Raw genomic sequence first — 22,571 nt, forward strand, 5'->3', positions numbered from 1 at the left:
GAGATCATATATCCTTTTTCAGGCGAGGATCGAGAAGGTCGCGGAAACCATCGCCCACCATTTGCAGTGACAGAACGGAGAGCACGATGGCCGCACCGGGAAACAGCGTCATCCAGTCGGCCTGTCCGACATATTGCCGACCGGCAGCGATCATCGTGCCCCAGGTCGGAATGTCCGGGCTGACGCCGAGGCCGAGGAAGGACAGGCCCGCCTCCGCCAACATCGCGCTCGCAAACAGGAAGGTTGCCTGCACGATGATCGGCGACACCAGGTTGCGCAGCACATGACGCGTCAGAATATGCCGCGTCGAAATACCCATGGACACGGCGGCCTCGACATAGGGCAATTCGCGGATCACCAGCGTCGAGGCACGCACCACCCGGGCAAGGCGCGGCGCATAGACGATGGACAGAGCCACGATCACGGTCGCCAGCGACGGCCCGAGTGCAGCGACCAGGGCGATCGCCAGCAGAATGTCCGGGAAGGCCATCATTGCATCGATCAGCCGAGCTACGGGTGCATCGAGCTTTGGAAAGAAGCCCGCAAGCAAGCCCATCGTTACGCCGATGACAGAGGTGAGCGTAACGACGGCGGCGCCGACAAGCAGTGACAGCCGCCCGGCATAGATGGTTCGGGAAAAGACATCGCGCCCGAACTCGTCCGTGCCGAACCAGTAAACGCCCGATGGCGGCTTGAGACGATTGACGATCGAGAGCTTGTAGGGATTGTAGGGCGCAATCCAGGGCGCCAGAACGGCAAGCAGCACAAAGACTACGAGGATCACAAGACCGATGGCAACGGTCTTGCGCTTCAGAAGCCGGCGCAGAAACTTCATGCGCTCACTCTGAGGTCTGGTCTGACCGGTGAATTCGATGGCGGTATTGGTCATCAGTAGCGCACCCTCGGATCGACCAGCAAATAAAGCATGTCGATGGCAAAATTGATCAACACATAGAGCGCGGCGATAACGAGAAGCGCCCCTTGAATGACAGGGTAATCGCGCCGCAATACCGCCGAGACCACCAGATTGCCGACGCCAGGCAGGCCGAACACAGTCTCCGTGACCACCGCGCCCGAGATCAACACGGCCATGGTAAGCCCGATGACGGTGATGATCGGGATCAAGGCGTTCTTCAATGCATGTCTGAGGACGACCCGTCGTTCATCGAGCCCCTTGGCACGCGCCGTGCGCACGTAGTCATCGCCCAGAACATCCAGCATCGATGCGCGAGTAAAGCGCAAGATGAGCGCGGAGGATACAAGGCCGAGGGCAATAGCCGGCAGGCACAAATGCCACATGCGGTCGAGAAAACCGGCATCCGGTCCACCGTAACCCGATACGGGAAACCAACCCTGGCGTACCGCGAAAAACTGGATCAGCAACAGGCCGAGCCAGAAGCTCGGAATGCTCGCAGCAAACATGGCAAGCGCTGTCGCCACCTGATCGACGAGGGAACCACGCCTGTAGGCAGCGTAGATACCGACCGGCAAGGCGACGACACAGGCGATGATGATCGAAAACAGCGTCAGGAAGAAAGTTGGTTCAGCCCGATCGCTGAGTGCCGACAGCACCGGCTGGTTGAGGAAAATCGACCGACCAAGGTCACCTTTCAGCAGATTGCCGATATAATAGACATATTGCAGGATCAGCGGCTGATCGAGCCCCAGTTGCGACCGAAGAGCGGCAATGTCGGCCGGCGTGGCATCCGGCCCCAACATGACTGCGGCCGGATCGCCAGGAGTGACGCGAACGATGATGAAAACGATCGTGACGACCAGAAACATCACGACGATCATGCCAATCAATCTTTGTACTATGTAGCGTATCATGACCCACGACAGTCCCGGCGGCTCGACAGGGGAACGCGAATTCCGGCAGGGCTGACCCAGCCGGATGGAGCGTCCTATTTCTTTACCGATGCATTCCAGAAATAGGGCCACGGCGCCGGCGCTACCCCGTCCAGCTTCTTGGATTTGGCAGAGACCGCGTTGAAATCGCCGACCTTGATGAAGGGTACTTCATCCATGATCACCTTCTGTACGTCAGCCCAGAGGGCGACACGCTTCTGCGGGTCGGATTCCGCGTTGAAGGGGTTTACCACCTTTGCCCGATCCGGCGTGTCCCAATGACCCGGCGCGCTGGTCGACAGCATGCCGATCAGCGACGGCTCCGGCAGGAATGGCGAGTGGGTGATATAGATGTCCCAAAGCTTGGGATCGCTGCGGCGCTGGGTCAGCGTGGCCCAATCCACCACCTGCAGATCGACCGTAAAGCCGGCAGCTTTCAGATATTCGGCGGCGACCTGCGCCATCTTGTAGTGAAACTCGTATTGGCGGCTGGTGAGGATGCGCAGCGGCTCGCCCTTGTAGCCGGCCTGCTTCAGCAGTTCGCCGGCTTTGGCAGGATCGCCGACGTTATAGTGTCCTTCGACGCCATCTTGCGTGTTCCATGCAAAACCCTTCGGATAGAGCGCACCATCCGCCGAATAGAAATCCTTCGATCCGAAGGCCGCGGTCATCATATCCTCGTCGCCGAGTGCTGCCTGCACGGCCTGACGAAGCGCCTTGTTCTTGGTGATGCCCTCGCCGGAATTGAGAACAAACAGTGCCATTCCGAACGGCTTCAGCATGACGGGTTCGGATGCAGTCGATGCCTTGATGCGATCATAGGATTCGACCGGAAGGGAATCCACATAGTCATATTGGCCGGAGATGGCCGCCTCGATACGGGTATTGGCGTCAGGCACCGGCACGAAGCGGATCTCGTCCAGATACTGGTGACGCGCACCGCCATAGCCGTTGCTGTCGCCCGAGGGAGACTGATAGCCGTCAAAACGCTCCAGCTGGATATATTGATCCGGCTTGCGCTCCTTCAGCTTGTAGGGTCCTGTGCCGATGAATTCGGTCAACGGTTCCGCCTGCTTGGAGGCGGGCAGGATGATGGCGGCGGAATTGTTGAAGGCGAGCAGCGAGACCAGTGGCGCGTAGGGCGCAGAAAGCGTGATCTTGACGGCCAGCGGGTCGACCGCTTCGATCTTTTGTATCATGGTTGCGGTCTGCTTGCCGCGCGAGGCCAGCTTCGTCCAGCGTTCAAGCGACGCGACCACGTCCTTCGCCTCCATTTCCGAGCCGTCGTGGAATTTCACGCCCTGCCGGAGCTTGATCACATAGGTCTTTCCGTCACCGCTGATTTCCGGCAATGCCGATGCAAGAAGCGGCGTCGGTTTCCAGTTCGCGTCAAAAGTATAGAGCGTTTCGAAAATATGCTGACTGACGATGCCAACGAGGTCGGCCGTCGAAACCATTGGATCGAGCGTCGGTGGCTCGCCAACTGTGGCAACCGTAATCACACCCCCCTTTTGCTGCGCGAAGGCAAATGGCTGCCACGCGATCAGCGCCGCGGAGACGAGCATAGCAAGCTTCAGGTGTTTCATTCCTTCTCCCCTTATTATACAATTATGGAATAGAAGATTTAATAGTGGAATGATAGATCGTAGAGGAGCCGTGTCAAGAGCCGAAGCGCGGGATGAGGAGAATGCACCTTCGGCATCGGACCAATGCGCGCTGACGATGTCCATCGCCTGGTGCTTCTAGTCTCGAAAACGCCGAAGTCGAAAGGGCAACCCGGCCCTTCAAGCCAAAGGTCACTGGAGCCGAAACCGAAATTCGCAACTGAGCCTTTGCTGATCGGCTAAATATCACCCCGCATTAAGCAATTGAGGTGCGCACCTCCAACGCAAACCTATCGTGCGACATCAGCACTTTTGATGAAGTCCACGAAGGCCCTCAGCGCCCCCGGCAACTGCCTTCGGCTTGGATAGTAAAGATAGAATCCCGCATAATAGGGGCACCAGTCCTCGAGGATGCGTTCCAACCGCCCTTCGGCAATTTCGGTCTCCACCTGGCCTTCAAAGGCAAAAGCGATGCCGGCACCATCAAGTGCTGCCTTTACGGCAAGATCCTGATCACTGAGCGTCAGCCCACCATTCACTTCGACCGTAAGGGCCGATCCGTCGCGCTCGAATTCCCAGGCATAATTGCGCCCGTTGCTAAAGCGAAAGCCAATGCATGGTAGTCCCCGAAGATCTTCTGGCCTCCTCGGCCTCGGATAGCGGCGAAAGAAGGCGGGAGAGGCAACATAGGCTGAGCGCTGTTTCGGGCCGAGCGGCACGGCGATCATGTCCTGAGCGACAGTTTCGCCAAATCGAACGCCCGCGTCAAAACCTTCCGAGACCATGTCGACCATCGCATAGTCAATTGTGATCTCCACGCTGATCCCCGGAAAGGCAGCGAGAAATCGCGTCACGAGCGGCAGCAGTACCATCTCGGCCGATGCCCGGGCGGCATTGATGCGCAGCGTGCCCGACGGGGCTCCTCTGAATTTGCCGAGATCCTCGATTGCGTCATCGATATCCAGAAACGCTGGGGCTACACGGGCAAACAGCTGTTCGCCCGCCTCGGTGAGCGCCACGCTGCGTGTCGTCCTGTTCAACAGGCGCAGCTCAAGCCGCTCTTCAAGCGTTCGCAGTGCGTGACTAAGCGCTGATGGCGTGCAGCCGATTTCGTCGGCCGCTTTGCGAAAGCTGCGATGCCGGGCAATCGCCAGAAACCTGGCCAAATCGCTATGGTCGATCCCAATCATTGCTGAAATTTCTTCACTACTTCAGCAAAAACATAGCAGATTATTTCATGAGCAGGAAACCATTAGATTTCCCTTGGGAGGCCGGATCGGCCGGCATCACAATTGGAGACATCCCATGAACACTTGGTTTATCACCGGCGTGAGTTCGGGCTTTGGCCGCGCGATCGCCCAAGCGGCGCTTAATGCCGGCGACCACGTCGTCGGCACGCTTCGCTCTGAGAAGGATCGAGCGGACTTCTCCGCCATTGCCCCTGGACGTTGCGATGGGGTGCTTCTCGATGTGGCCGATGAGGCGGCAATCGCACCGACAATCGAGCGCGTTGAACGCGAGATAGGTCCGATCGACGTGCTGGTGAATAATGCAGGTTACGGCCACGAGGGCATTGTTGAAGAATCCACGCTCGAGGAGATGCGCCGCCAGTTCGACGTGAACCTATTTGGAGCTGTCGCCGTAACAAAAGCGGTGCTACCCGGCATGCGTATCCGGCGCGCTGGCCGGATCATCAATATCACCTCGATGGGCGGCTTTATCACAATGCCCGGTTTGGGCTTTTACCATGCCAGCAAGTTCGCGCTGGAGGGCTTCACTGAAACGCTTGGCAAGGAAGTCAAGGATTTCGGAATCCATGTCACAGCCGTTGAGCCGGGGTCATTCCGCACCAATTGGGGAGGCAGTTCGATGGTCCGTACGTCCCGATCCATCGCCGACTACGATGCTTTGATGAACCCGCTTCGCGAGCGCCGTAAGGCCTATGACGGTCGGCAGATCGGCGACCCAGCCAAACTTGGCGCGGCAGTTGTGACATTGGCCGGCTCGGCAAATCCACCTGCACATCTGCTCCTCGGGTCAGACGCACTCAGGCTGGTGGAGGAAAAGCTCGCCTTGATGCAGGCAGAGATTGCGGCGTGGAGGCACATCACGCTTGCCATGGACTTTGCAGAGTAAGCTCTTCGTCCTGACGCGTGAACCAACCCTGACGCGCTCAATTCGACACGTGACTGGATCGCCGCCGCCCGAGGGCTCAAGCGGCGACATCAGCATGCCGCGCGCTGGCAACAACTGTCGTATCAGCCCATGAGTTTGGGCAGTGTGGTTGCGAGCGCATCGACGGCAAGGCGAATCTTCTGCGGCAGATGCGGCGTCTGCAGCCATAGGCAGTTGCAGTCATAGAGAAAGTCGGGCTGACCTGGCAGGACAAGGGCAAGCGTGCCTGCCTCGATCCGTTCGCGAACGAGCCATTGTGGCAACCAAGCCAGCCCCATGCCGGCACTTGCGGCATCAGCGATGGCGTCGAGGTCGTCGAGCCGGAGCCGGCTGCGTGGCGCAACCTCCGTCGCCGGCTGGTCCTGGTGCGGAAACAGCCATGGGGCGACCCGGTTGAGGCGGCTGTAGACGACGGCATGGTGTGCGTCGAGATCTTTGATCTGCTGTGGCCAGCCATAAGTCTCAAGATAACCCGGCGCACCGCAGACGACCATGCGCTGGCGTGCCACGCGACGCGCAATCACCCCGGCCCTGCTCTCCAAGGCGCCTGTGCGGATAACAAGATCGTAGCCATCGCTGACAAGATCAACGAACCGGTCGCTAAGGGACAGATCGAGTTCCAGTGAAGGATATTGCTGCGCAAGTTTGATGAGGATCGGGACAATGCAGCGCCGGCCGAGATGCACGGGCATGCTCACCCGCAGCTTGCCATGCGGCACGGAGATCTGATCGGCGGCGAGAGCATCCGCCGCCTCGGCTTCGGCAAGGACCACCCGGCAGCGGTCGTAATATGCGCAGCCGAACTCCGTCAGGCTCTGGCGGCGTGTGGTCCGGTTGATGAGGCGGATGCCCAGGCGGTCCTCCAGAAAGCGGACATGCTTGCCGACCATCGGAGCAGACAAGCCCAATGCATCGGCGGCAGCCGCAAACGAGCCAAGTTCGATCGCTTTCACAAATACCGCCATGCTCGTAAGACGATCCATATTCAAAACCAATAGTTAATTCTGCCAATCTCCATGATCAATTTAACGGCAAACCTTAGCGCGATAAACACAATTATAAACCATTGTTTAGGAGAAACAGACATGCGTGCAGTCAGATTTTATAAGCGTGGCGGCCCCGAAGTCCTGACCTTCAACGAAATCGAAGCGCTGCGACCAGCATCAGGAGAGGTCGGGATCAGGGTCAAGGTCTTGGGCCTTAACCGCGCCGAAGCGCTCATGCGGGCAGGCACCTATATCGAGACACCCTCGCTGCCGTCAGGGCTTGGCCTGGAGGCGGCAGGCATCGTCGAGAGCGTCGGAGAAGGTGTCGACAATTTCAAGCCAGGTGATGCCGTCAGCATCATTCCGCCGATCTCGCAGTCAAAGTCGCCGACCTATGCCGAGTACATCAATGTGCCGGCGGAGCGCGTGGTAAAGCACCCTTCGACCTTGAGCTTCGAAGAGGCTGCAGCGGCATGGATGCAATATATCACCGCCTATGGCGCCTTGATCGACATCGCCGGGCTGCGCAAGGATGACTTCGTCGTTATCACCGCAGCATCAAGCAGCGTCGGACTTGCCGCGGTCCAGATCGCCAACATGGTGGGCGCAACACCGATCGCCGTAACGCGCGCCTCCGGCAAGAAGCAGGCGCTTTTGGATTTCGGGGCCGCGCATGTCGTCGCGACAGCGGAGGAGGATCTGGAGGCTCGCCTGAAGGAGATCACCGGCTCGCAAGGGGTGAGGGTTGTGCTCGATTCGATCGGCGGCCCGATTTTCGAGCCGCTTACGGCCGCGATGTCTCAGGGTGGTATCCTCATCGAATATGGCGGCCTAAGCCCCGAGGCGACGCCATTTCCACTGTTCGCAGTCCTGAGCAAGAGCCTGACCTTGCGCGGCTATCTCATGCACGAGATCGTGCGCGACCCTGCCCGGCTGGAGGCCGCCAAGGCGTTCATTTTCGAGGGCTTGAGAGCCGGCTCGCTTTGGCCGCGCATCGCCAAGGCTTTTTCTTTCAATGACATCGTCGCCGCTCATCGCTTCCTTGAGTCGAACGAGCAATTTGGCAAGATCGTAGTGAAGGTCTGAGGATCCGGCGGGCGGCGGGCTGGATGCGGAAAGAGTTTGTCTGTACATCCAGCTCCCGATTGACCTTGGCAAACGGGCGCTCAGGCTTCGCCGAGCGCTCTTACTGGCCTTGCCGGGAACGATCATGCATCCTGCCTAGTCTGCGCATTCGATCCGACCACCGTCATTCCTGCCACTCGTAAGAGCAAACCTTTTTCAGGCGGCCGGCAAGCAGATGACGACCTCAAGTCCGCAGATGCTGGACCGTTCAAACGCAATCGTTCCGTTGTTGAGGGCGACGATTTCGCGGGCGATCGCCAAGCCGAGGCCGGTACCGGTGCCTGCCTCGTCGACGCGCTTGCCACGACGGCCGATCGAATCGAGATCGGACTGCGCAATGCCCGGACCATCGTCAGAAATCTGCAATTCGACCATTGCCCCGCCCGTTCTTGCTTGAACGTGGACCTGCGTTTTCGCCCACTGGGCGGCATTCTCCAGGATGACACCCACAAGCTCAATGAGATCGTTCGGGTCGATGTCCACGTTCAGGTCGTCGTCGATATCGACCACCCACTCGAGCTGCTCGCCCGTCAGCGTCTTCTTCAAGACCGCCACCGCGCCGGACACGATGCTGTTCAACGATGCGCTAAGGGCTTGCATCCGCGTACGTTGACGCAGGCGGACGAGACGCAGCTGATAGTCTATGCGGTCTCGCATTTCATTCGTGAGGCCAATGATCGAGGCTGCGCTGCGCGCATCACCGCGCCGTTCGAGTTCGTAGGCAAGCGTGCCGAGCACTGCAAGAGGCGTCTTCAGCCCGTGCGCGAGATCGGACGCCCTTGATCGCGCAAAGTCCATCGAAGTCTGCTGCAGGGCCAAGAGTGCGTTGACCTCGCTGACGACGGGAACGACCTCGCGCGGATAGGTGGCCTCGATTGCCGGAGCAATGCCCTTGCGGATGTTTTCGATGTCCTGACGTAGTGTCCGAAACGGCGACAGGCCGAATTGCACTTGCAAAATGGCGGCGACGACCAGGGCGACACCGAGGATTGCGAGTGCCACGGCCAATTCCTGCCCGAAGCGGGCGATCGCTTCGTCGAGGATTGACCGGTCTTGCGCGACCACGATCTGATACCGCCGCTCGCCCTTGGCTTTCGGAAAGCGGGCCGTCAGGGAAAAGGCGAGCAACCATTGGCCGACCGGACCCCGCATGGTCGACAGCTGCCCGCCTTCCACGGGAGAGCTGGCCTTGAGAACATGATCCCAAAGCGAACGGGAGCGAATGGTCTGCTGCGTGCCCAAATCCGTGATCTGCCAGTAGAGACCGCTGATCGGCGTGTCGTAGCGCGGATCAGGCAACGCACCGGAGAGCACCGGCGCGGGACTGCGCGCGCTCGGATCGATGAGTGCGACAAGGCGGGACGTGGTTGCCGACAGATCCGCGGAGGCGCTGCTCTCGACGCTCTTCGTGAAGAGATACCCGATGGCAAGCCCCGCCAACACCAAAGCAATGGCGATCCAAACGCCGGCCCCCAGTATCAGACGAATCCTTAGGGACTGGATCCTCACGCCTCATTCCCGCCGAGGATATAACCGAAGCCTCGGCGCGTTGCGATGATGTCAGCGCCCAGCCGCTTGCGAAGGCGGCCGATGAGGACTTCGACCGAGTTCGAACCGCCCTCGAAATCCTGCGTATAAAGATGCTCGGCGATTTCGAGCTGCGAGACGACGCGACCACCCTGATGCGCCATGAAGGCCAGCAGCCTGTATTCCTGTGGTGTCAGTGCGACCGGAATGCCCGCCCGCGACACCTGCCGCATCCGCGTGTCGAGCATGAACTCGCCGATTTCGATCTGTGACGAGGCAAAACCGCTCGCCCGGCGCACGATGGCCCGGATACGCGCCACGACTTCCTCCATGCGAAAAGGCTTTACCACATAGTCATCGGCGCCGGCTTCTATTCCCTCCACCCGCTCGTTCCATTGGCCGCGCGCGGTGAGGATCAAGACCGGTGTCTTTCGCCCGGCATGGCGCCAGCGCTTAAGGATCGTCAAGCCATCCAGCGTCGGAAGACCGAGATCGAGGATCACCACGTCGAATGGTTCGGTGTCGCCACGAAACCAGGCATCCTCTCCGTCCGTGGCGTATTCCGGAACGAAGCCGGCCGTCGACAGCGCAATGCCGAGCGATGCGGCTATGCGACGGTCATCTTCGGCAACGAGCACCCGCATCTCTATCTCACCTTCACCAGTTTTCCCGTACGGGCATTGAAAGAATAGTTGCGAACTTCGTTATTGTTTTCGAGCACCTTTAGCTCATATCGCAACACGCCCTTGACGGTATGGAGACGGGTATCGATGATCTGCCCATCTGTCAGCCGCCGGGTGATGGCGACAATACCATCCAGCGGCAGCGCGCGATCGCTTTGAACGGCCTCCAACGCACCGTTCGGCCCATCAAACCTGTTGCCAAGCCCGGGATTGCCATGTCCCTCGGAGGAGTAGGACTGGTCGTCGTCAGACCCGCCGGTATCGGCATCGTCGCCGGCCGAGCCCTTGTCCGTGTCTCCCGAATCCGAATCCTGCCCCGAAGACCCATCTGAATCGCCACTGTCGGCCACCAGCATAACGCGAAAGCCGCGTTCCATTGCCTGTGCGCTCGCCACAGCCGAAAACTGCGACGCAAGGGCAATGGCTGCGAAAAGCGCGCAAAGTCTCATGGTCGGGAAACGCACACACCACTCCTTGGGTCATCGAAGCCGCCGGACGACAAGCTTAAACGGGCAAAGCTGACAATTCGCTGACAGCCGCCTCACGGGATTTTCAGCCAGCCTGACGTATAGCAGTCACCGTCGAGACAAAACAAGACGACCAAGGACAAGGGTTCGTCGCGGCTCGACCGCAACTGAAGGAATAGTTTTATGCATATGCCGTTTCGATTTGCGCCGGCGATCATCTACGTGACCGTGCTGTCCACCCTCTTCCTGTCGATGCAGCTTATGCGGCCGCCCCATTCCTGCGGGCCGTTTCATATCTTCAGGCACCACAGGACCAGCCAGCCAATGTCATGCCAAGGCAAGCAAATGGCCGATCTCGGTAACGATGGCGACACGCATCTCACGCCGGCGCCCCTAAAAGTCATTCGATAATGCCGTTGAGGGCTGACATCATGCTGAGGCTCTTTTCCGTCGCACCGGCCATCGTCTATGTCGCGGCGCTGCTTTTCGTTGTCCTGTCGATGCTGATCGTTCAGCCGTCACGGGTGAGCAAGCCATTGAGCCTGCATTGCGAAAACGCGCGATATTCCGATTGCAGGCTCCTGCGCTGATCGAACGATGCGGCTGCTCGTCCAACGCGTAACCCCACCCGTCTTCACTGAAGATGCATGCGGGGACGCGAACGCTCCAACATAGAGACAAACCCAAGGGTTTCCATATGCCTCCAAAATCGATGTTGAACAGGATCGTGTCAGGCGGCCTGATACTGACGATGTCCAGCTATGCGGTGAACACGATACCGGTTGCCGCCGCGATCTACGCGGCGCAGGTGGCGTTCGCCTCCTCCGCAGCCGCCTCCGCGCCGGAAACCAAGCGCAATGCCAAGGGGCTGCTTGCGGACATGCGCATCTCGCTCGGCATGGTCGCGCGCAGCTATAAAGGCGATGCATTCGGAGCTCGCCACAGAAGCGCCACCAGCGTCATCGAGGGCGTTACGCGAGCCGCGCGCGCCAACGAGCAGATGGAGATCGCGCTTTCTGGACGTAACGGCAAAGCCATTGCCGAGGCCACCGGCAACCTGTCACGAGCCATTGGCGACCTGCAAACGCGATACGCCCTAACGCCGGCGCAGAACGCCGAGGCCGAGAAGGGGATGCGCTATCTGAACGCTGCGTGGCGAAGCTATTCCTCGCGTTACGTTCTTGGGAAATCTGGCGGCAAAGCCGGAAAGGTGGACCAGGCTCAGGTCCGAGCGCTGCGCAGGAAGGTAAACACTCTGGAAAAGCACGTCGGGGCGCTGGAAGACCAGGTTGCCACCAATGCGGCCCTTCGACGGCAGGTGACGCGATTGAGGCAAGATCTGGCCTATTACGACAGTCGCCCCGATGACTACCTGACCTATCAGGCCATGTTGCTGACGCTATCAACAGTATCCGGCTCCTTCGAGGCGCTTATCTACACGACGCGGGTCTACTATCCGACCTACTACACCTATTTCGAGCCTGTCGGTCCCGACTTCCACGCCTGGCGCTCGTACTGGGACGGCTATTATGATGGCTATTACGATGGCCGCGACTCTGTGTGGTATGATGAACCGGTCGTTATCAACGATCCTGTCATAGTGATCCAAGAGGTCGACAACAGCACGCAGATTACATATCAGACTATTTACCACACGGCCGACGAGGTTCGCGTCGAATACGAGGCCTTGCCTCAGGAAAACCTAACGGCGGTGGAAATACCGGCCGCACCGCAAGACACTGTCTTCACCACCAATACAATGATCCACATAGAGCAAGAGAACGTCTCGCTCGACGCGGCTGAAGCAGCGCGCGAGCCAGAATCCAGAGAATCCAGAGAATCCAATGCTACCGTTCCATTTGACGATGAAGAGCGACCAGAAGCTGCACAGGCACGCGACAGCAACATTGCCGACGAGAAAGCAGACGCTCTGGAGCGTGACGATGATCCGATCGAGAAGACGGAGGCTCCAAAGCAGGACAGCGATAGTCGCGATGATGACGAGGAGAGCCGCGAACATATTGCGCCGGCCGAGCGGGGTTCAGAACAAGACGACAACTCTCATCCAGAGATTCAGGATCGTCTGGACGCTCAAAGATGTGAAGATGATTCCGCCAATTGCTGATCCACCGACCTGAAGATTGATTCAGTTAAATGATATTCCTTTGGCGTGTTTGAGATAGAACCAGCAAAGCGCATCCACATGGACCGGCGCCTGATTTACGGTCATATCACGAAGCATATATATTTATGTCAATATCAACTGACGAGGCTCCTGTAGCATATATCGATCTATGTCCGATTGAGCATGGCATAGACACTGTAAGGTACATTGGAGAATGACATGAAGCTATTGGAATTTAAGGCGCTGGTCGAACTTCATTCGACGTTTACATCCAGATCAGATAGATCTTGGCATTTTGAAAACTACCTTCAATGCCTCTGCATGGCGATAGCTGTCATCGTCATGACAATATATGGCGTGCCACCGGCGGCCGCAGAGCCAGTTCTTCTGCCGCCGGTCAAGGGCCAGTTCGACTATCAACTCGGCGGCGCTTATGATCCGGCAACAAGCGTCAAGATTGTCGTGCGCGACCGGCTAAAGCCGCCGGCCACAGGAAAATACAACATATGCTACGTGAATACCTACCAAACCCAACCGGATGAGGGAAAATGGTGGGCATCGAAACACCCGGACCTGCTGGTCAGGCAAGATGGGAAATTCGTGGTCGACAAGCAGTGGAATGAATATCTGCTCGATACGTCGACGGACGCGAAACGAGCCGCTCTCATGGAGATAATCGGGCCCTGGTTCGATCGATGTGCAACGGATGGTTTCAAGGGTATCGATGCGGATAATCTCGATTCCTGGACAAGGTCCAAAGGCGTTTTGGCGATGGCCGACAACGTCGCATTCGCCAAGCTGCTGGTGAAGCGCGCGCACGTCGCCGGTCTTGCCATCGCGCAGAAGAATGCGAGCGACCTCGCCCCGACCGGGTCCTCGAAAATCGGCTTCGATTTCGCAATCGTCGAGGAATGCCAGATTTGGAAGGAATGCGACAAGTTCACCGCCGCCTATGGCGGATTGGTTTATGAGATCGAATATAATGACAATACCAAGGATTCCGAGGGTAATCCGGTTGATCCGCTCAGCATTTTCAACGCCGCATGCTCAGCGCGCGGCAATAAGATTTCCGTCATTTACCGTGACCGCGGATTGGTGCCTTCCAAGTCGCCGGATTACGTCTACAAGCTTTGCAAATAGCCTGTGGGAATGCGCCGGCGGAGTAGATGTTGCGCGAGGCAGCAAGCCTGCCTCTCCGCCCATCATTGTTGGTTGCAGGCTTTGCGAGGTTTCCCCTGCGCCTATGAGATATCCGTGCAGGGAAATGCCGTGATCGAGGAGCTCGGACACAAACGTCGCAACCTTGGCATCTTCGCCATTTCCGTGTGCAGTCCTTTCAGAGACACGCCGCATCACTGTATGTCTGGCGGCTATCGCTGCCTTCGACCAGATGACCGGATAACAATCGCCTCCTCGCGACTAGCAATCGGGGCTGGACCTTTCAGCAATACAATGGCGCTTCAGGCTCAAAGCCAAATTCAATGCAATTAGGTCCACAAGGATCCTACTCGTCTCTCAAAAGCCGCGGCACAAGGCCGCGATCAACGCGGACGATTTGGCCAGCCTGGGCGACGGAGAAGGCGACACCCCTGACAGTTCGGCTCATCCACCCCTAGGCTCGATAGCGCATCATCGCACTCAGGAGCTGCGCACCAAATCGGCAGCCTTCGCTCAGAACGGTCGACGCAAAGCACTTGTCGTTGCACACAGTGTGTGCATAATAAGATCAACGCCGATCTCGGCGGTAATGATCATCAGGCATTTGCCGGGAAGGAGAGAAAGAGATGAGCGAGAGTGCCGACGCCGCAAGACCGCAAGAGCCGGACTTCACGACGATCACGCCGGAGGAGCTGATCACCTATCGAGACGCCGAGAACCGGTTCCGCGCCTCCACGGCGGCGCGGAAATTTCTCGGAGAGCCGGATCCGGACGCCATGATTGAGTGGCAGGACATGGCTCTGCCAGGCCGAAATCTTCCCGTTCGCGTGTATCGACCAGGACCTGCCATAACCGGCAAACTCGCCCTAAGGCACGCCCTACCGCTTGTGATCCATGTGCATGGAGGCGGCTTTGTCGGCACGGCAATGCAATGCGACTGGACGAACAGTCACCTCGCCGTGCGTTTGCCTGCAGTCGTCGTCTCGGTGGAGCACCGCCTTGTCGCGCCGGACAGCCCGCTTTCGAACGCCGCCGCGGATGCCTGGGATGTGCTGTGCCATGTGATCGAACGCGCCGATCAATGGGGCGTTGATCCGACGCGTATCGCGCTGTTCGGCGAGAGCTTCGGCGCTCTGCTCAGCGCCCTGAGTGCCATCCGCGCCAAGGAGTCCGGTCTCGCCCTCAAAGCGCAGGTACTTGTCAATCCCGTTACGGACGTCACTGAGACGATGTATGACTATCCCTCAATTGCCGAGTATGCATACAATCCGACATGCGCACTCCCCCTGCTCAAGTTCCTCCAGCGGCTCGCCGTGCCGCCAGGTAGCGACGCCCGTGCCTACTCGCCACTCTATGCTAGCGACCTAAGCGATCTGCCTCCGGCGCTTGTCGTGGTTCCAACCCAGGATGCTCTCGCCGATCACGGGCGCCGCTATGCGGAACGGCTCCGCGAGGCCGAAACCTCCGTGCGTCTCTCCGAGTATCCGGGAGCCAAGCATGCATTCCTCACCCTGCCGGGCGTGGAGCTGCAGGCCAAGACAGCTCAAGGAGAGATCCTGAACTTCCTCACGAGGGCGTTGGTGGAATGATGGCCGAATACCGCCGTCGACCTGTCGCTCAGCAGGCCCCACCTTCGTTGGGAGGGCACTGCAACACGATTGGTCACTGCCATGACTGCGCAACCGGCTCGTCTTCAAAGGTACCGGCCCTTCACCGGGCGTCCACCTCGCGCTGGATCTGGTTCAAATGCCCAGCAAGAAGCTCGGCAAAGGCGGCCTGACGGTCGATCTCGATCGGATGTAAGTCCCGGGCAAAGCGCGCCAATGCCGGATATTCAGTGGGATCGGCCCCGAGAACAGCAACTCGGAACAATTCCATGCCCTGCTGCCGCTCCTCTATCGTTAGGGTGCTAATCCCGCCGTCTGCGGCGATCAGCGCCGAGAGCAGAACCGCGGTGCGATGATAATGAATGCAGATCCGCTCATCCGGCAGACCGGTTTCCTGCAATGCCTGCAGCAGCGCCTCCATAACCGCACGGGAACCGGCGCCGCTTGAAGCGTAGCGCGCCCACACCGTGGCCAGTTGCGGCTGCTGGGCGAACTTCTCGCGAAGGCGATGCGCGATGTCGGCGATACGCTGCTTCCAGTCACCTTCGAACCGGTAGTCCTCCATGGCCGAAAGAAGCACACGGTCGCCAACGGCACGCAAAAGCTCCGTCTTGTTGCGAAAATGCCGATAGAGGCTGGACGCGTCGGTGCCGAGGGAAGCTGCCAGGCGGCGCACGCTGAAGGCTTCGGCGTCTCCATGCTTCAGGAGTTCTGCCGCCACGTCGAGGATACCCTCGCCGGACCAGCGCTTTCGACGTGTCATGACCGCGAATCCCTCCGTCTTGCCGCCGTAACCATAGCTCATGCAACTGATTTTACGTATAGATTTCAAGCTGGGAGAGAATGATTTCGCTCAATCGCGGCTACTCGTTTTTCATTCCCGCATTGGCAATATGCCGGCGTCGAGTCGCGACCTCCTCACCTAATGGCAGTACCGGCTGGAGACGCAACCTTTTGTGCCTCGGTGAAACGCGACGGCGGTTATGTCGGTGTGTTTTAGGCTTGATGACTAAAGGATCAAAGACCGATATCACCACGTAGACCGTCAACGATGAAAGCCATTGTTCTTGACCTAATGTCCTCAAATAGGCTGTTTGGCCTGTCCGGGGTTTCCGCCAAGCTAGTGACTGGCCGAGGCGATGCTGCTCGGGCGCGGCATCGCCTCGTGGATGACATCAGGCGATCCTGCGGGCGGCAGCGATCTGGCTTGCGCCGATGCTGGCAAGAGCGACGCTGAACAGGGTCGGGTTGGTGGCTGTCATCGTGGGAATGACGCCATTGCCGGCAACGTAGAGGTTCTCGAAGCCCCAGACCTTGGAGTTCCTGTCGCAAACGCTGGTGCCATCGTCGTGTTCGCCCATGCGGATCGTGCCCTGATAATGCAGCGACGAGCCGACAGGCTGCACGAAGGTGGCAAAACCGGCTGCAGGGCGACCGATAATGGCAGAAATCCGCTGCGCGAGCCTCTTGGCGTCCTCCAGACGCGCCTTATCGCCGTCGGATTGGCGCCAGTGAATGGAGATGGCCGGCAGACCAAGCCAGTCACGGCGATTGTCGTCGAAGGTGACGCGGTTGTCGGCGCTGATATCGGAGGGCACAAAAACGCCCATGCCAACCGGCTGACCACTCATTTCACTGGTATGCGGCATCGAGCGCAGGCTGGCCGGGGCGATGGTGACCGAATAGGGAAGATCACTTGTGGCCGGAACCCAGCTCATCGCGCTCATGGGCACATCGGTCTGCATCTCTGTGATCTGTGAGACGATATAATGGTCGTTGATGTAGCGGCCAAGCGCTTCGGGGCGGATGCCCGAGGCATAGAGCAGCTGCGGGGTGTGGAGCGAGTCACAGGCAACGACGACCGTGCCGGCGCCGACGATGAAAGTCTCTTGCGAGCCGGCGCGGGCAAGCTCTACACCCGTGACCTTGCCATGGTCATGGATCACGCGGCGGCAGGCGGTTTCGCAGAGAATATGGAAGCGTTCCGCCGGCTCGTCGACAAGGTTGCCGAGCACGACGTCGGTGCCGTGATAGCGCAGGCCAGCGGGACCGGGCGTTGCGGCAAGCGGCATCGGCTGAACGAAGCGGTCGGACGTGCGACCGGGATTGAAGACCTCGCCCAGGCGCTCGCGCATTGCGATGGCGGCAACATCGCCGGCATGGGGATCCTTGTTGGTACCGAGCAACTGCGCCGATACGGCGAGAGCCCTGTGCATTTCATCGGAGGGGATGAAGGGCACCAGTTCGATCTCCGATGGCACCGGCGTGCCCGTCGACCATTTCGTACCCATGCCGCCGACATTGGCTGCTGAGAAGCCGGCAAAGAGGTTTTCGTCCTGCTCATCGGCATCGTTGGCAATGAAAAGGCCCGAGCGTCGCAGCAACGAGTGATCGAAGCCGCCGGCACGGCGGGCTTCCCACTCTTCCTTGTTGATCGGCATGCGCGGACTGCGGTCACCGCCCTGGGCCTGCACTTCGAAGGCCGCGCGCTCATCAAGATCGGCGATATTGTCGAGATGTGCGCCCTTTTGCGGCAGAATCTGCGGGCCGGCTTCCACCATCAGGATACGCGCTTCCGGCCAATTGTTTCTGATAACACGCGCATAGGCCGAGCCGGTCGGGCCACTTCCGATGATGACGACGTCGGCAGACTGACGAGACATTCCTGCTATTCCCTATTGTTAAATCAATTTGATTTTAAACAAAGATGTATCGTAGCCGAAGTCAACAGGCATTGTTAAGTTGTCGAACAAAGTTTTGGTGAAAGCGCTCGAGGAGAGGCATGATGAAGATAGGTTTGAGTTCATACAGTTTCCGTTCGTTGATGCAAAGCGGCGCCATGCAGATCGAGGATATCTTTGAGTGGGTCGGCGAACATGGCGGCGATCATCTCGAATTGTCGACGCATTCCGTCGCGCCCGAAGGCCAAGACGTCCAGTATGAACTCGGCAATGACGCGGAAATGCTGAAACGGCTGACCGACGCATCTCAGAGAAGCGGCGTACCCATTTCCGGCATTTGCACATCAGGAAATTTCATAGATGACAGCGAGCGAGCATTCCAGCTCAGCCGCCTAAAGCACTATGTCGAGCTTTGCGACAAGCTCGGCGTCCGCTTCCTGCGCCACGATGTCGTGCCATGGTCGTTGCGTGCAACCGACCCAGGTCAGTTCGAAGCGGCCTTCCCAGTAATCGTCGACGCCACCCATGAGCTTGCCGCGCATGCGGGCCGCTATGGCGTCACCACCAGCGTCGAGGATCACGGCTTCTTCATGAATTCGAGCGAACGGATCAAGCGGCTGCAGCATGCCGTCAACCTGCCGAATTTCAAACTGACCGTCGATATCGGCAATTTCCTCTGCGTCGATGAGAATCCGCTGACGGGCACGCGGGCCTGCCTCTCTGAGGCAAGCTTCGTCCACATCAAGGATTTCTACGTGCGCCAGACAGCTCCGGGCGCGGACTGGCTGCAGACTATCGGCGGCCAGGCGATCCGTGGCGCGGTCTTCGGCTATGGCGATCTGCCGGTCAGGTCGATCGTCGAAGACATCGTCGCCTCAGGTTATGACGGCTTCGTCTCGCTGGAATATGAAGGCAACGAGCCGGCGCAATTCGGCTGCGAAATCGGGCTGAAGAATGCGAAGGCAATGTTTGCGGCCACGGCCGGCCGCTGAACATTACGCTTTAGCCTTTCCGTATTTCTTCGAAACGCGGAAAGGCTCTATCTCCTTGTTTCAAGCAATTCCGGACGGAAAACCGCTACGCACTTTTCCTGGAATTGCTCTTGCAATCTGAAAATCAGAGCGCGGCGATCCGGTCGACGCGCTTCTTGAGATCGGCGAGGCGCTTGCGGTCGCCTCCCGGCACCTCGATCGAAGCCCAGCCGGAATAGCCGATATCTGCCAGGGCCTTGTTGACTGCAGCCCAATCGCAGTCGCCGTCGCCGAGCTCGACATCGAAGCCCTTCCACGGGCCTTCGCTGTTCATCTTCCCAAGACTGTATTCCTTGATGTCGATCTTCAGAATGCGCTTGCCGAGCGCTTCGATCCAATCTGTCGGCCGACCGTAGCGCAGAACATTGCCGACATCGAAATACCAGCCGAGCTGCGGATGGCTGAAGCGATCGATGAAGCCAGCGGCCTCAAGCGGGCTCAGCAGGAAGTCATTCCAAACATTTTCGAGCGCGATCGATACGCCGCTTTCTTCGGCCGCGGGCAGGATCTTGGCGATTTCCTCGCCGGCTCGCGCGTAAGCCGCCTTGTAGCTGGTGCCTGCATTGACGACACCGGGGACGAGCAACACGGTCGTTGCGCCATAAAGCTTTGCGTCATGGAGAGCCCTGACCATCGAATCGACACAGGCCTGGCGCGCCAAAGGATCGGGATCCGTCAGCGGACGCTTCCAGTGTACGGCATTGACGAGACCGGGAATAGCAAGGCCGGTCTTGTCGCGGGCACTCAAGACCTCGTCGAGCGGCAGATCATTGGGTGAATCGAGCTCGACGCCGTCATAGCCGAGATCTCGCAGGAGCTGGAACTTCTCCAGAATGGAAAGTGCGGGTTCCTCGACCATGCCCCATTTCAGGCTGATTTTCGCGAGCGGACGAGCGGAAGCGGGCAAGGAATTACTGACAGATTCGGTCATCGATGGGTCTTTGCTTGGCGTGGACGGATAGATGGCGGCACTATGTCAGCCAACAGGAGGTCGATCAATCGGTCATTGGAGACCAAGAAGCGATACTGGTCGCACCGCAACTGGATTGGAGGCCTCGGAGGCGTGGCCAGCTGAGGGAGATCGATGCTCTCATGCTTCCGCACTTGATGCCGTTTTCCGTAGAAAGCGACTACGTACGGCTGCTCATATTTGCCCCACCGGTCCTTTCCTCCAGAGTGACTTCTGGCCACCACGGGAATTCTCCAGCTTTTGCAGTTGGTTATCCCCCATGCTGATCAGCAGGCGCCGTCAACGTCTGCAACAAGGCCCCTGCTATGTTTGTCGAGCACATAGTCTCGCTGATGCAGGATCAATTCGGCTGAATTACCTTCGTCCAAGCATCATTGGCTCAGACGACCAGCCAAACGCGTTATGAGATCCATCCGCTCATGAAAAATGGCCACAATCAGAGCCGGCGCGCTCTCGCGTGACAGACAAAAGACGTAGTGATGCTCGCACCGTGCCATTCTCAACCCGGGGCAAAGCGCACTCATATCCTTGAACGGCCCCTGCCTTCCGCAAGGCTTGTGATGCCGCGCTCCAAAACCAGGACGTAGCGGCGCACCTGAGGGGTACCCCATTGCGCACGCGTGTAACGGATTACGGAGCGCAGATCGGCTTCTGCCTCTGTCGTAAGGATATAGGCCGGCAAGCACGACCCTCGGAAGTCTCTTCATCGAGAATATCGCTTACGGTCTTGGTCGATAGTTTTCCGGCGAGCCCGTTGTTGATGCGTGTGTCCATCAACGTCTTCAACTCCTGCCAGGCTCGATCTCCATCCGTGTCGCCAGGAAATAAGCGCTCAAGTGCGTATTGCTTGATTGTCTTGCCCTGCAGAGCAGCCAACGCCTTGAGGCTTTGATGTTGCTGGTCCGTCATGTCGATTGTCAATCGGCTCATCCAATGTACTCCCTGCGCTACGCAGCCCACATTAGCACATATGTGGGGCCGTCACCGCTGCACAATGCTTCCCAACAGTTCAGTACACCCTCCCCGAGAACTGACCTCGATGTCCACTCAGGCGAGAAGCAACGCTCAGTTTCGCGAAAAATGGATCCGGCTCCTTTCGGAGCCGGATCTGCTTTCAGAAAATCTGCCCCCTACGCAATTTTGGGGATCAGATCGCCAACGGATGCTTTGGCATCGCCATAGAACATTCTCGTATTCGGTTTGTAGAACAGCGGATTCTCGATCCCGGAGTACCCCGTACCCTGACCACGTTTGGAGACGAACACCTGTTTTGCCTTCCAAACCTCAAGCACGGGCATGCCGGCGATCGGGGAGTTGGGATCTTCCTGGGCTGCCGGATTGACGATGTCATTCGAACCGATGACGATCACCACATCCGTCTCGTGGAAGTCCTCATTGATCTCGTCCATTTCCAGGACGATGTCATAGGGAACCTTTGCCTCCGCCAGCAGAACGTTCATGTGCCCTGGAAGGCGGCCGGCAACCGGATGGATTGCAAATCGAACGGATTTGCCGGCGGCGCGCAGCTTGCGGGTGAGTTCCGATACGGCCTGCTGCGCCTGAGCGACGGCCATGCCATAGCCGGGGACGATGACAACGCTGTCGGCATCATTAAGGGCCGCGGCAACACCTTCGGCATCGATGGCGATCTGCTCACCCTCGATTGTCATTGTCGGCCCTGTCGTTGCGCCAAAACCACCAAGGATGACCGAGATGAAGGAACGGTTCATCGCCTTGCACATGATGTAGGAAAGGATTGCGCCGGACGAGCCGACGAGCGCTCCCGTCACGATCAGGAGATCGTTGCCGAGCGTGAAGCCGATTGCCGCCGCTGCCCAGCCGGAATAGCTGTTGAGCATCGAGACAACGACCGGCATATCGGCGCCGCCGATGCCCATGATCAGGTGATAGCCAATGAAAAAGGCCACGGCGGTCATCAGGATCAGCGTCCAGGCACCGGAGCCGCCGACATACATCCAGAGCAGGATGAGCGAGAGAACCGCAGCGGCCGCGTTGAGAGCATGCCCACCGGGGAGCTTCTTGGCCTTGCCGTCCACCTTGCCGGCGAGCTTGCCAAAGGCGACGACCGAACCGGTGAAGGTAACCGCACCGATGAAGACGCCGAGGAAGACTTCGACCTTCATGATGGCAAGTTCAACCGATGTCTTGTGGGCGAGGATGCCGGCAAAGCCATCGAGCGCCGCTCGCATGGTCTCATCCATGCCGGCAACACGCCAAGCCTCGATATGGGCGTTGAAGCCGATGAAGACCGCGGCGAGACCGACAAAGGAGTGAAGGGCAGCAACAAGCTGCGGCATTTCCGTCATCTGCACGCGGCTCGCCACATAATGTCCAAGCACCGCGCCGCCGGCAATCATCAAGACAATGATGAACCAATTGCCGATGCCCGGCCCAAAGACGGTGGCGATGACGGCGAGCGCCATGCCGACAATGCCGTACCAGACCGCACGCTTTGCGCTTTCCTGTCCGGAAAGGCCGCCAAGTGAAAGGATGAAGAGAACAGCCGCAGAGATGTAGGCGGCCGAAACGATACCGATCGTCATGTTGATAACCTCCTAGCTGA

General features: G+C 58.8%; 20 protein-coding genes and 1 pseudogene. 7 read left to right on the plus strand and 14 right to left on the minus strand.

The features are described 5' to 3' along the window. Positions 1 to 4 precede the first annotated feature (4 nt). The 4 genes from GGD46_RS29790 to GGD46_RS29805 form a co-directional block, all read right to left on the minus strand. A complete protein-coding gene (locus GGD46_RS29790) occupies positions 5 to 889 on the minus strand; it encodes an ABC transporter permease (protein ID WP_184710573.1) in 885 nt (294 codons plus the stop codon). After that, a complete protein-coding gene (locus GGD46_RS29795) occupies positions 889 to 1,830 on the minus strand; it encodes an ABC transporter permease (protein ID WP_184710575.1) in 942 nt (313 codons plus the stop codon). The genes GGD46_RS29790 and GGD46_RS29795 overlap by 1 nt, the downstream gene beginning before the upstream one ends. 74 nt (positions 1,831 to 1,904) lie before the next feature. Continuing rightward, positions 1,905 to 3,434: an ABC transporter substrate-binding protein gene (locus GGD46_RS29800; RefSeq protein WP_184710576.1), complete on the minus strand. Its 1,530-nt coding sequence runs from the start codon at positions 3,432 to 3,434 to the stop codon at positions 1,905 to 1,907. Positions 3,435 to 3,742: 308 nt separating this feature from the next. Beyond that, positions 3,743 to 4,642 (minus strand): LysR substrate-binding domain-containing protein, encoded by a 900-nt coding sequence (locus GGD46_RS29805; RefSeq protein WP_184710579.1) that lies wholly within the window; start codon positions 4,640 to 4,642, stop codon positions 3,743 to 3,745. 115 nt (positions 4,643 to 4,757) lie between these two features. Between GGD46_RS29805 and GGD46_RS29810 the strand changes: the two genes are divergently transcribed. After that, the gene (locus GGD46_RS29810; protein ID WP_184710581.1) at positions 4,758 to 5,588 is read left to right on the plus strand and encodes an oxidoreductase; all 831 of its coding nucleotides are present in this window, start codon (positions 4,758 to 4,760) and stop codon (positions 5,586 to 5,588) included. A 122-nt stretch (positions 5,589 to 5,710) separates the two neighbouring features. Here GGD46_RS29810 and GGD46_RS29815 read toward each other — a convergent pair whose 3' ends face one another. Beyond that, positions 5,711 to 6,610, minus strand: a complete 900-nt coding sequence (locus tag GGD46_RS29815) for a LysR family transcriptional regulator (protein WP_184710583.1) — start codon at positions 6,608 to 6,610, stop codon at positions 5,711 to 5,713. A gap of 102 nt (positions 6,611 to 6,712) precedes the next feature. Between GGD46_RS29815 and GGD46_RS29820 the strand changes: the two genes are divergently transcribed. Beyond that, a complete protein-coding gene (locus tag GGD46_RS29820; protein ID WP_184710585.1) occupies positions 6,713 to 7,699 on the plus strand; it encodes a zinc-dependent alcohol dehydrogenase family protein in 987 nt (328 codons plus the stop codon). A 195-nt stretch (positions 7,700 to 7,894) separates the two neighbouring features. Here the strand turns inward: GGD46_RS29820 and GGD46_RS29825 are convergent, their stop codons facing one another. The 3 genes from GGD46_RS29825 to GGD46_RS29835 are packed head-to-tail and all read right to left on the minus strand — an operon-like array spanning position 7,895 to position 10,412. Continuing rightward, positions 7,895 to 9,247, minus strand: coding sequence for a sensor histidine kinase (locus GGD46_RS29825; RefSeq protein WP_184710587.1), 1,353 nt, complete (start codon positions 9,245 to 9,247; stop codon positions 7,895 to 7,897). Next, the gene (locus GGD46_RS29830) at positions 9,244 to 9,909 is read right to left on the minus strand and encodes a response regulator transcription factor (RefSeq protein ID WP_184710589.1); all 666 of its coding nucleotides are present in this window, start codon (positions 9,907 to 9,909) and stop codon (positions 9,244 to 9,246) included. The genes GGD46_RS29825 and GGD46_RS29830 overlap by 4 nt, the downstream gene beginning before the upstream one ends. A 2-nt stretch (positions 9,910 to 9,911) precedes the next feature. Next, positions 9,912 to 10,412, minus strand: a complete 501-nt coding sequence (locus GGD46_RS29835; RefSeq protein WP_313206341.1) for a hypothetical protein — start codon at positions 10,410 to 10,412, stop codon at positions 9,912 to 9,914. Positions 10,413 to 10,846: 434 nt separating this feature from the next. Between GGD46_RS29835 and GGD46_RS29840 the strand changes: the two genes are divergently transcribed. The 4 genes from GGD46_RS29840 (at position 10,847) to GGD46_RS29855 (ending at position 15,287) form a co-directional block, all read left to right on the plus strand. Continuing rightward, on the plus strand, positions 10,847 to 11,005 hold the full coding sequence (locus GGD46_RS29840; protein ID WP_184710591.1) for a hypothetical protein: 159 nt from the start codon (positions 10,847 to 10,849) through the stop codon (positions 11,003 to 11,005). Between the two features lie 290 nt (positions 11,006 to 11,295). Beyond that, on the plus strand, positions 11,296 to 12,540 hold the full coding sequence (locus GGD46_RS29845; RefSeq protein ID WP_184710593.1) for a hypothetical protein: 1,245 nt from the start codon (positions 11,296 to 11,298) through the stop codon (positions 12,538 to 12,540). 321 nt (positions 12,541 to 12,861) lie between these two features. Beyond that, a complete protein-coding gene (locus GGD46_RS29850) occupies positions 12,862 to 13,680 on the plus strand; it encodes an endo alpha-1,4 polygalactosaminidase (protein ID WP_184710595.1) in 819 nt (272 codons plus the stop codon). A gap of 644 nt (positions 13,681 to 14,324) precedes the next feature. After that, entirely contained in the window at positions 14,325 to 15,287 is a 963-nt protein-coding gene (locus tag GGD46_RS29855) for an alpha/beta hydrolase (RefSeq protein WP_184710597.1), read from the plus strand. A gap of 121 nt (positions 15,288 to 15,408) precedes the next feature. Here GGD46_RS29855 and GGD46_RS29860 read toward each other — a convergent pair whose 3' ends face one another. Both GGD46_RS29860 and GGD46_RS29865 read right to left on the minus strand, forming a co-directional pair. After that, on the minus strand, positions 15,409 to 16,068 hold the full coding sequence (locus tag GGD46_RS29860; protein WP_184710599.1) for a TetR/AcrR family transcriptional regulator: 660 nt from the start codon (positions 16,066 to 16,068) through the stop codon (positions 15,409 to 15,411). Between the two features lie 412 nt (positions 16,069 to 16,480). Continuing rightward, positions 16,481 to 17,968 carry a GMC oxidoreductase gene (locus GGD46_RS29865; protein WP_184710601.1) on the minus strand — a complete coding sequence of 496 codons (1,488 nt, stop codon included), beginning with the start codon at positions 17,966 to 17,968 and terminating at the stop codon, positions 16,481 to 16,483. A 122-nt stretch (positions 17,969 to 18,090) separates the two neighbouring features. Between GGD46_RS29865 and GGD46_RS29870 the strand changes: the two genes are divergently transcribed. Continuing rightward, positions 18,091 to 18,978 carry a sugar phosphate isomerase/epimerase gene (locus tag GGD46_RS29870; RefSeq protein WP_210325762.1) on the plus strand — a complete coding sequence of 296 codons (888 nt, stop codon included), beginning with the start codon at positions 18,091 to 18,093 and terminating at the stop codon, positions 18,976 to 18,978. A gap of 124 nt (positions 18,979 to 19,102) precedes the next feature. Here GGD46_RS29870 and GGD46_RS29875 read toward each other — a convergent pair whose 3' ends face one another. The 4 genes and pseudogenes from GGD46_RS29875 to GGD46_RS29890 form a co-directional block, all read right to left on the minus strand. Continuing rightward, the gene (locus GGD46_RS29875; RefSeq protein WP_246806508.1) at positions 19,103 to 19,948 is read right to left on the minus strand and encodes a sugar phosphate isomerase/epimerase family protein; all 846 of its coding nucleotides are present in this window, start codon (positions 19,946 to 19,948) and stop codon (positions 19,103 to 19,105) included. Positions 19,949 to 20,358: 410 nt separating this feature from the next. After that, a pseudogene (locus tag GGD46_RS29880) lies at positions 20,359 to 20,669 on the minus strand (type II toxin-antitoxin system RelE/ParE family toxin). Continuing rightward, a complete protein-coding gene (locus GGD46_RS29885; protein WP_184710606.1) occupies positions 20,618 to 20,917 on the minus strand; it encodes an antitoxin in 300 nt (99 codons plus the stop codon). The pseudogene GGD46_RS29880 and the gene GGD46_RS29885 overlap by 52 nt, the downstream one beginning before the upstream one ends. A gap of 200 nt (positions 20,918 to 21,117) precedes the next feature. Further along, positions 21,118 to 22,551: an NAD(P)(+) transhydrogenase (Re/Si-specific) subunit beta gene (locus GGD46_RS29890; protein WP_184710608.1), complete on the minus strand. Its 1,434-nt coding sequence runs from the start codon at positions 22,549 to 22,551 to the stop codon at positions 21,118 to 21,120. Positions 22,552 to 22,571 lie beyond the last annotated feature (20 nt).

Source organism: Martinezella lusitana, from assembly GCF_014207095.1.
Classification (GTDB): Bacteria; Pseudomonadota; Alphaproteobacteria; order Rhizobiales; family Rhizobiaceae; genus Rhizobium; species Rhizobium lusitanum_B.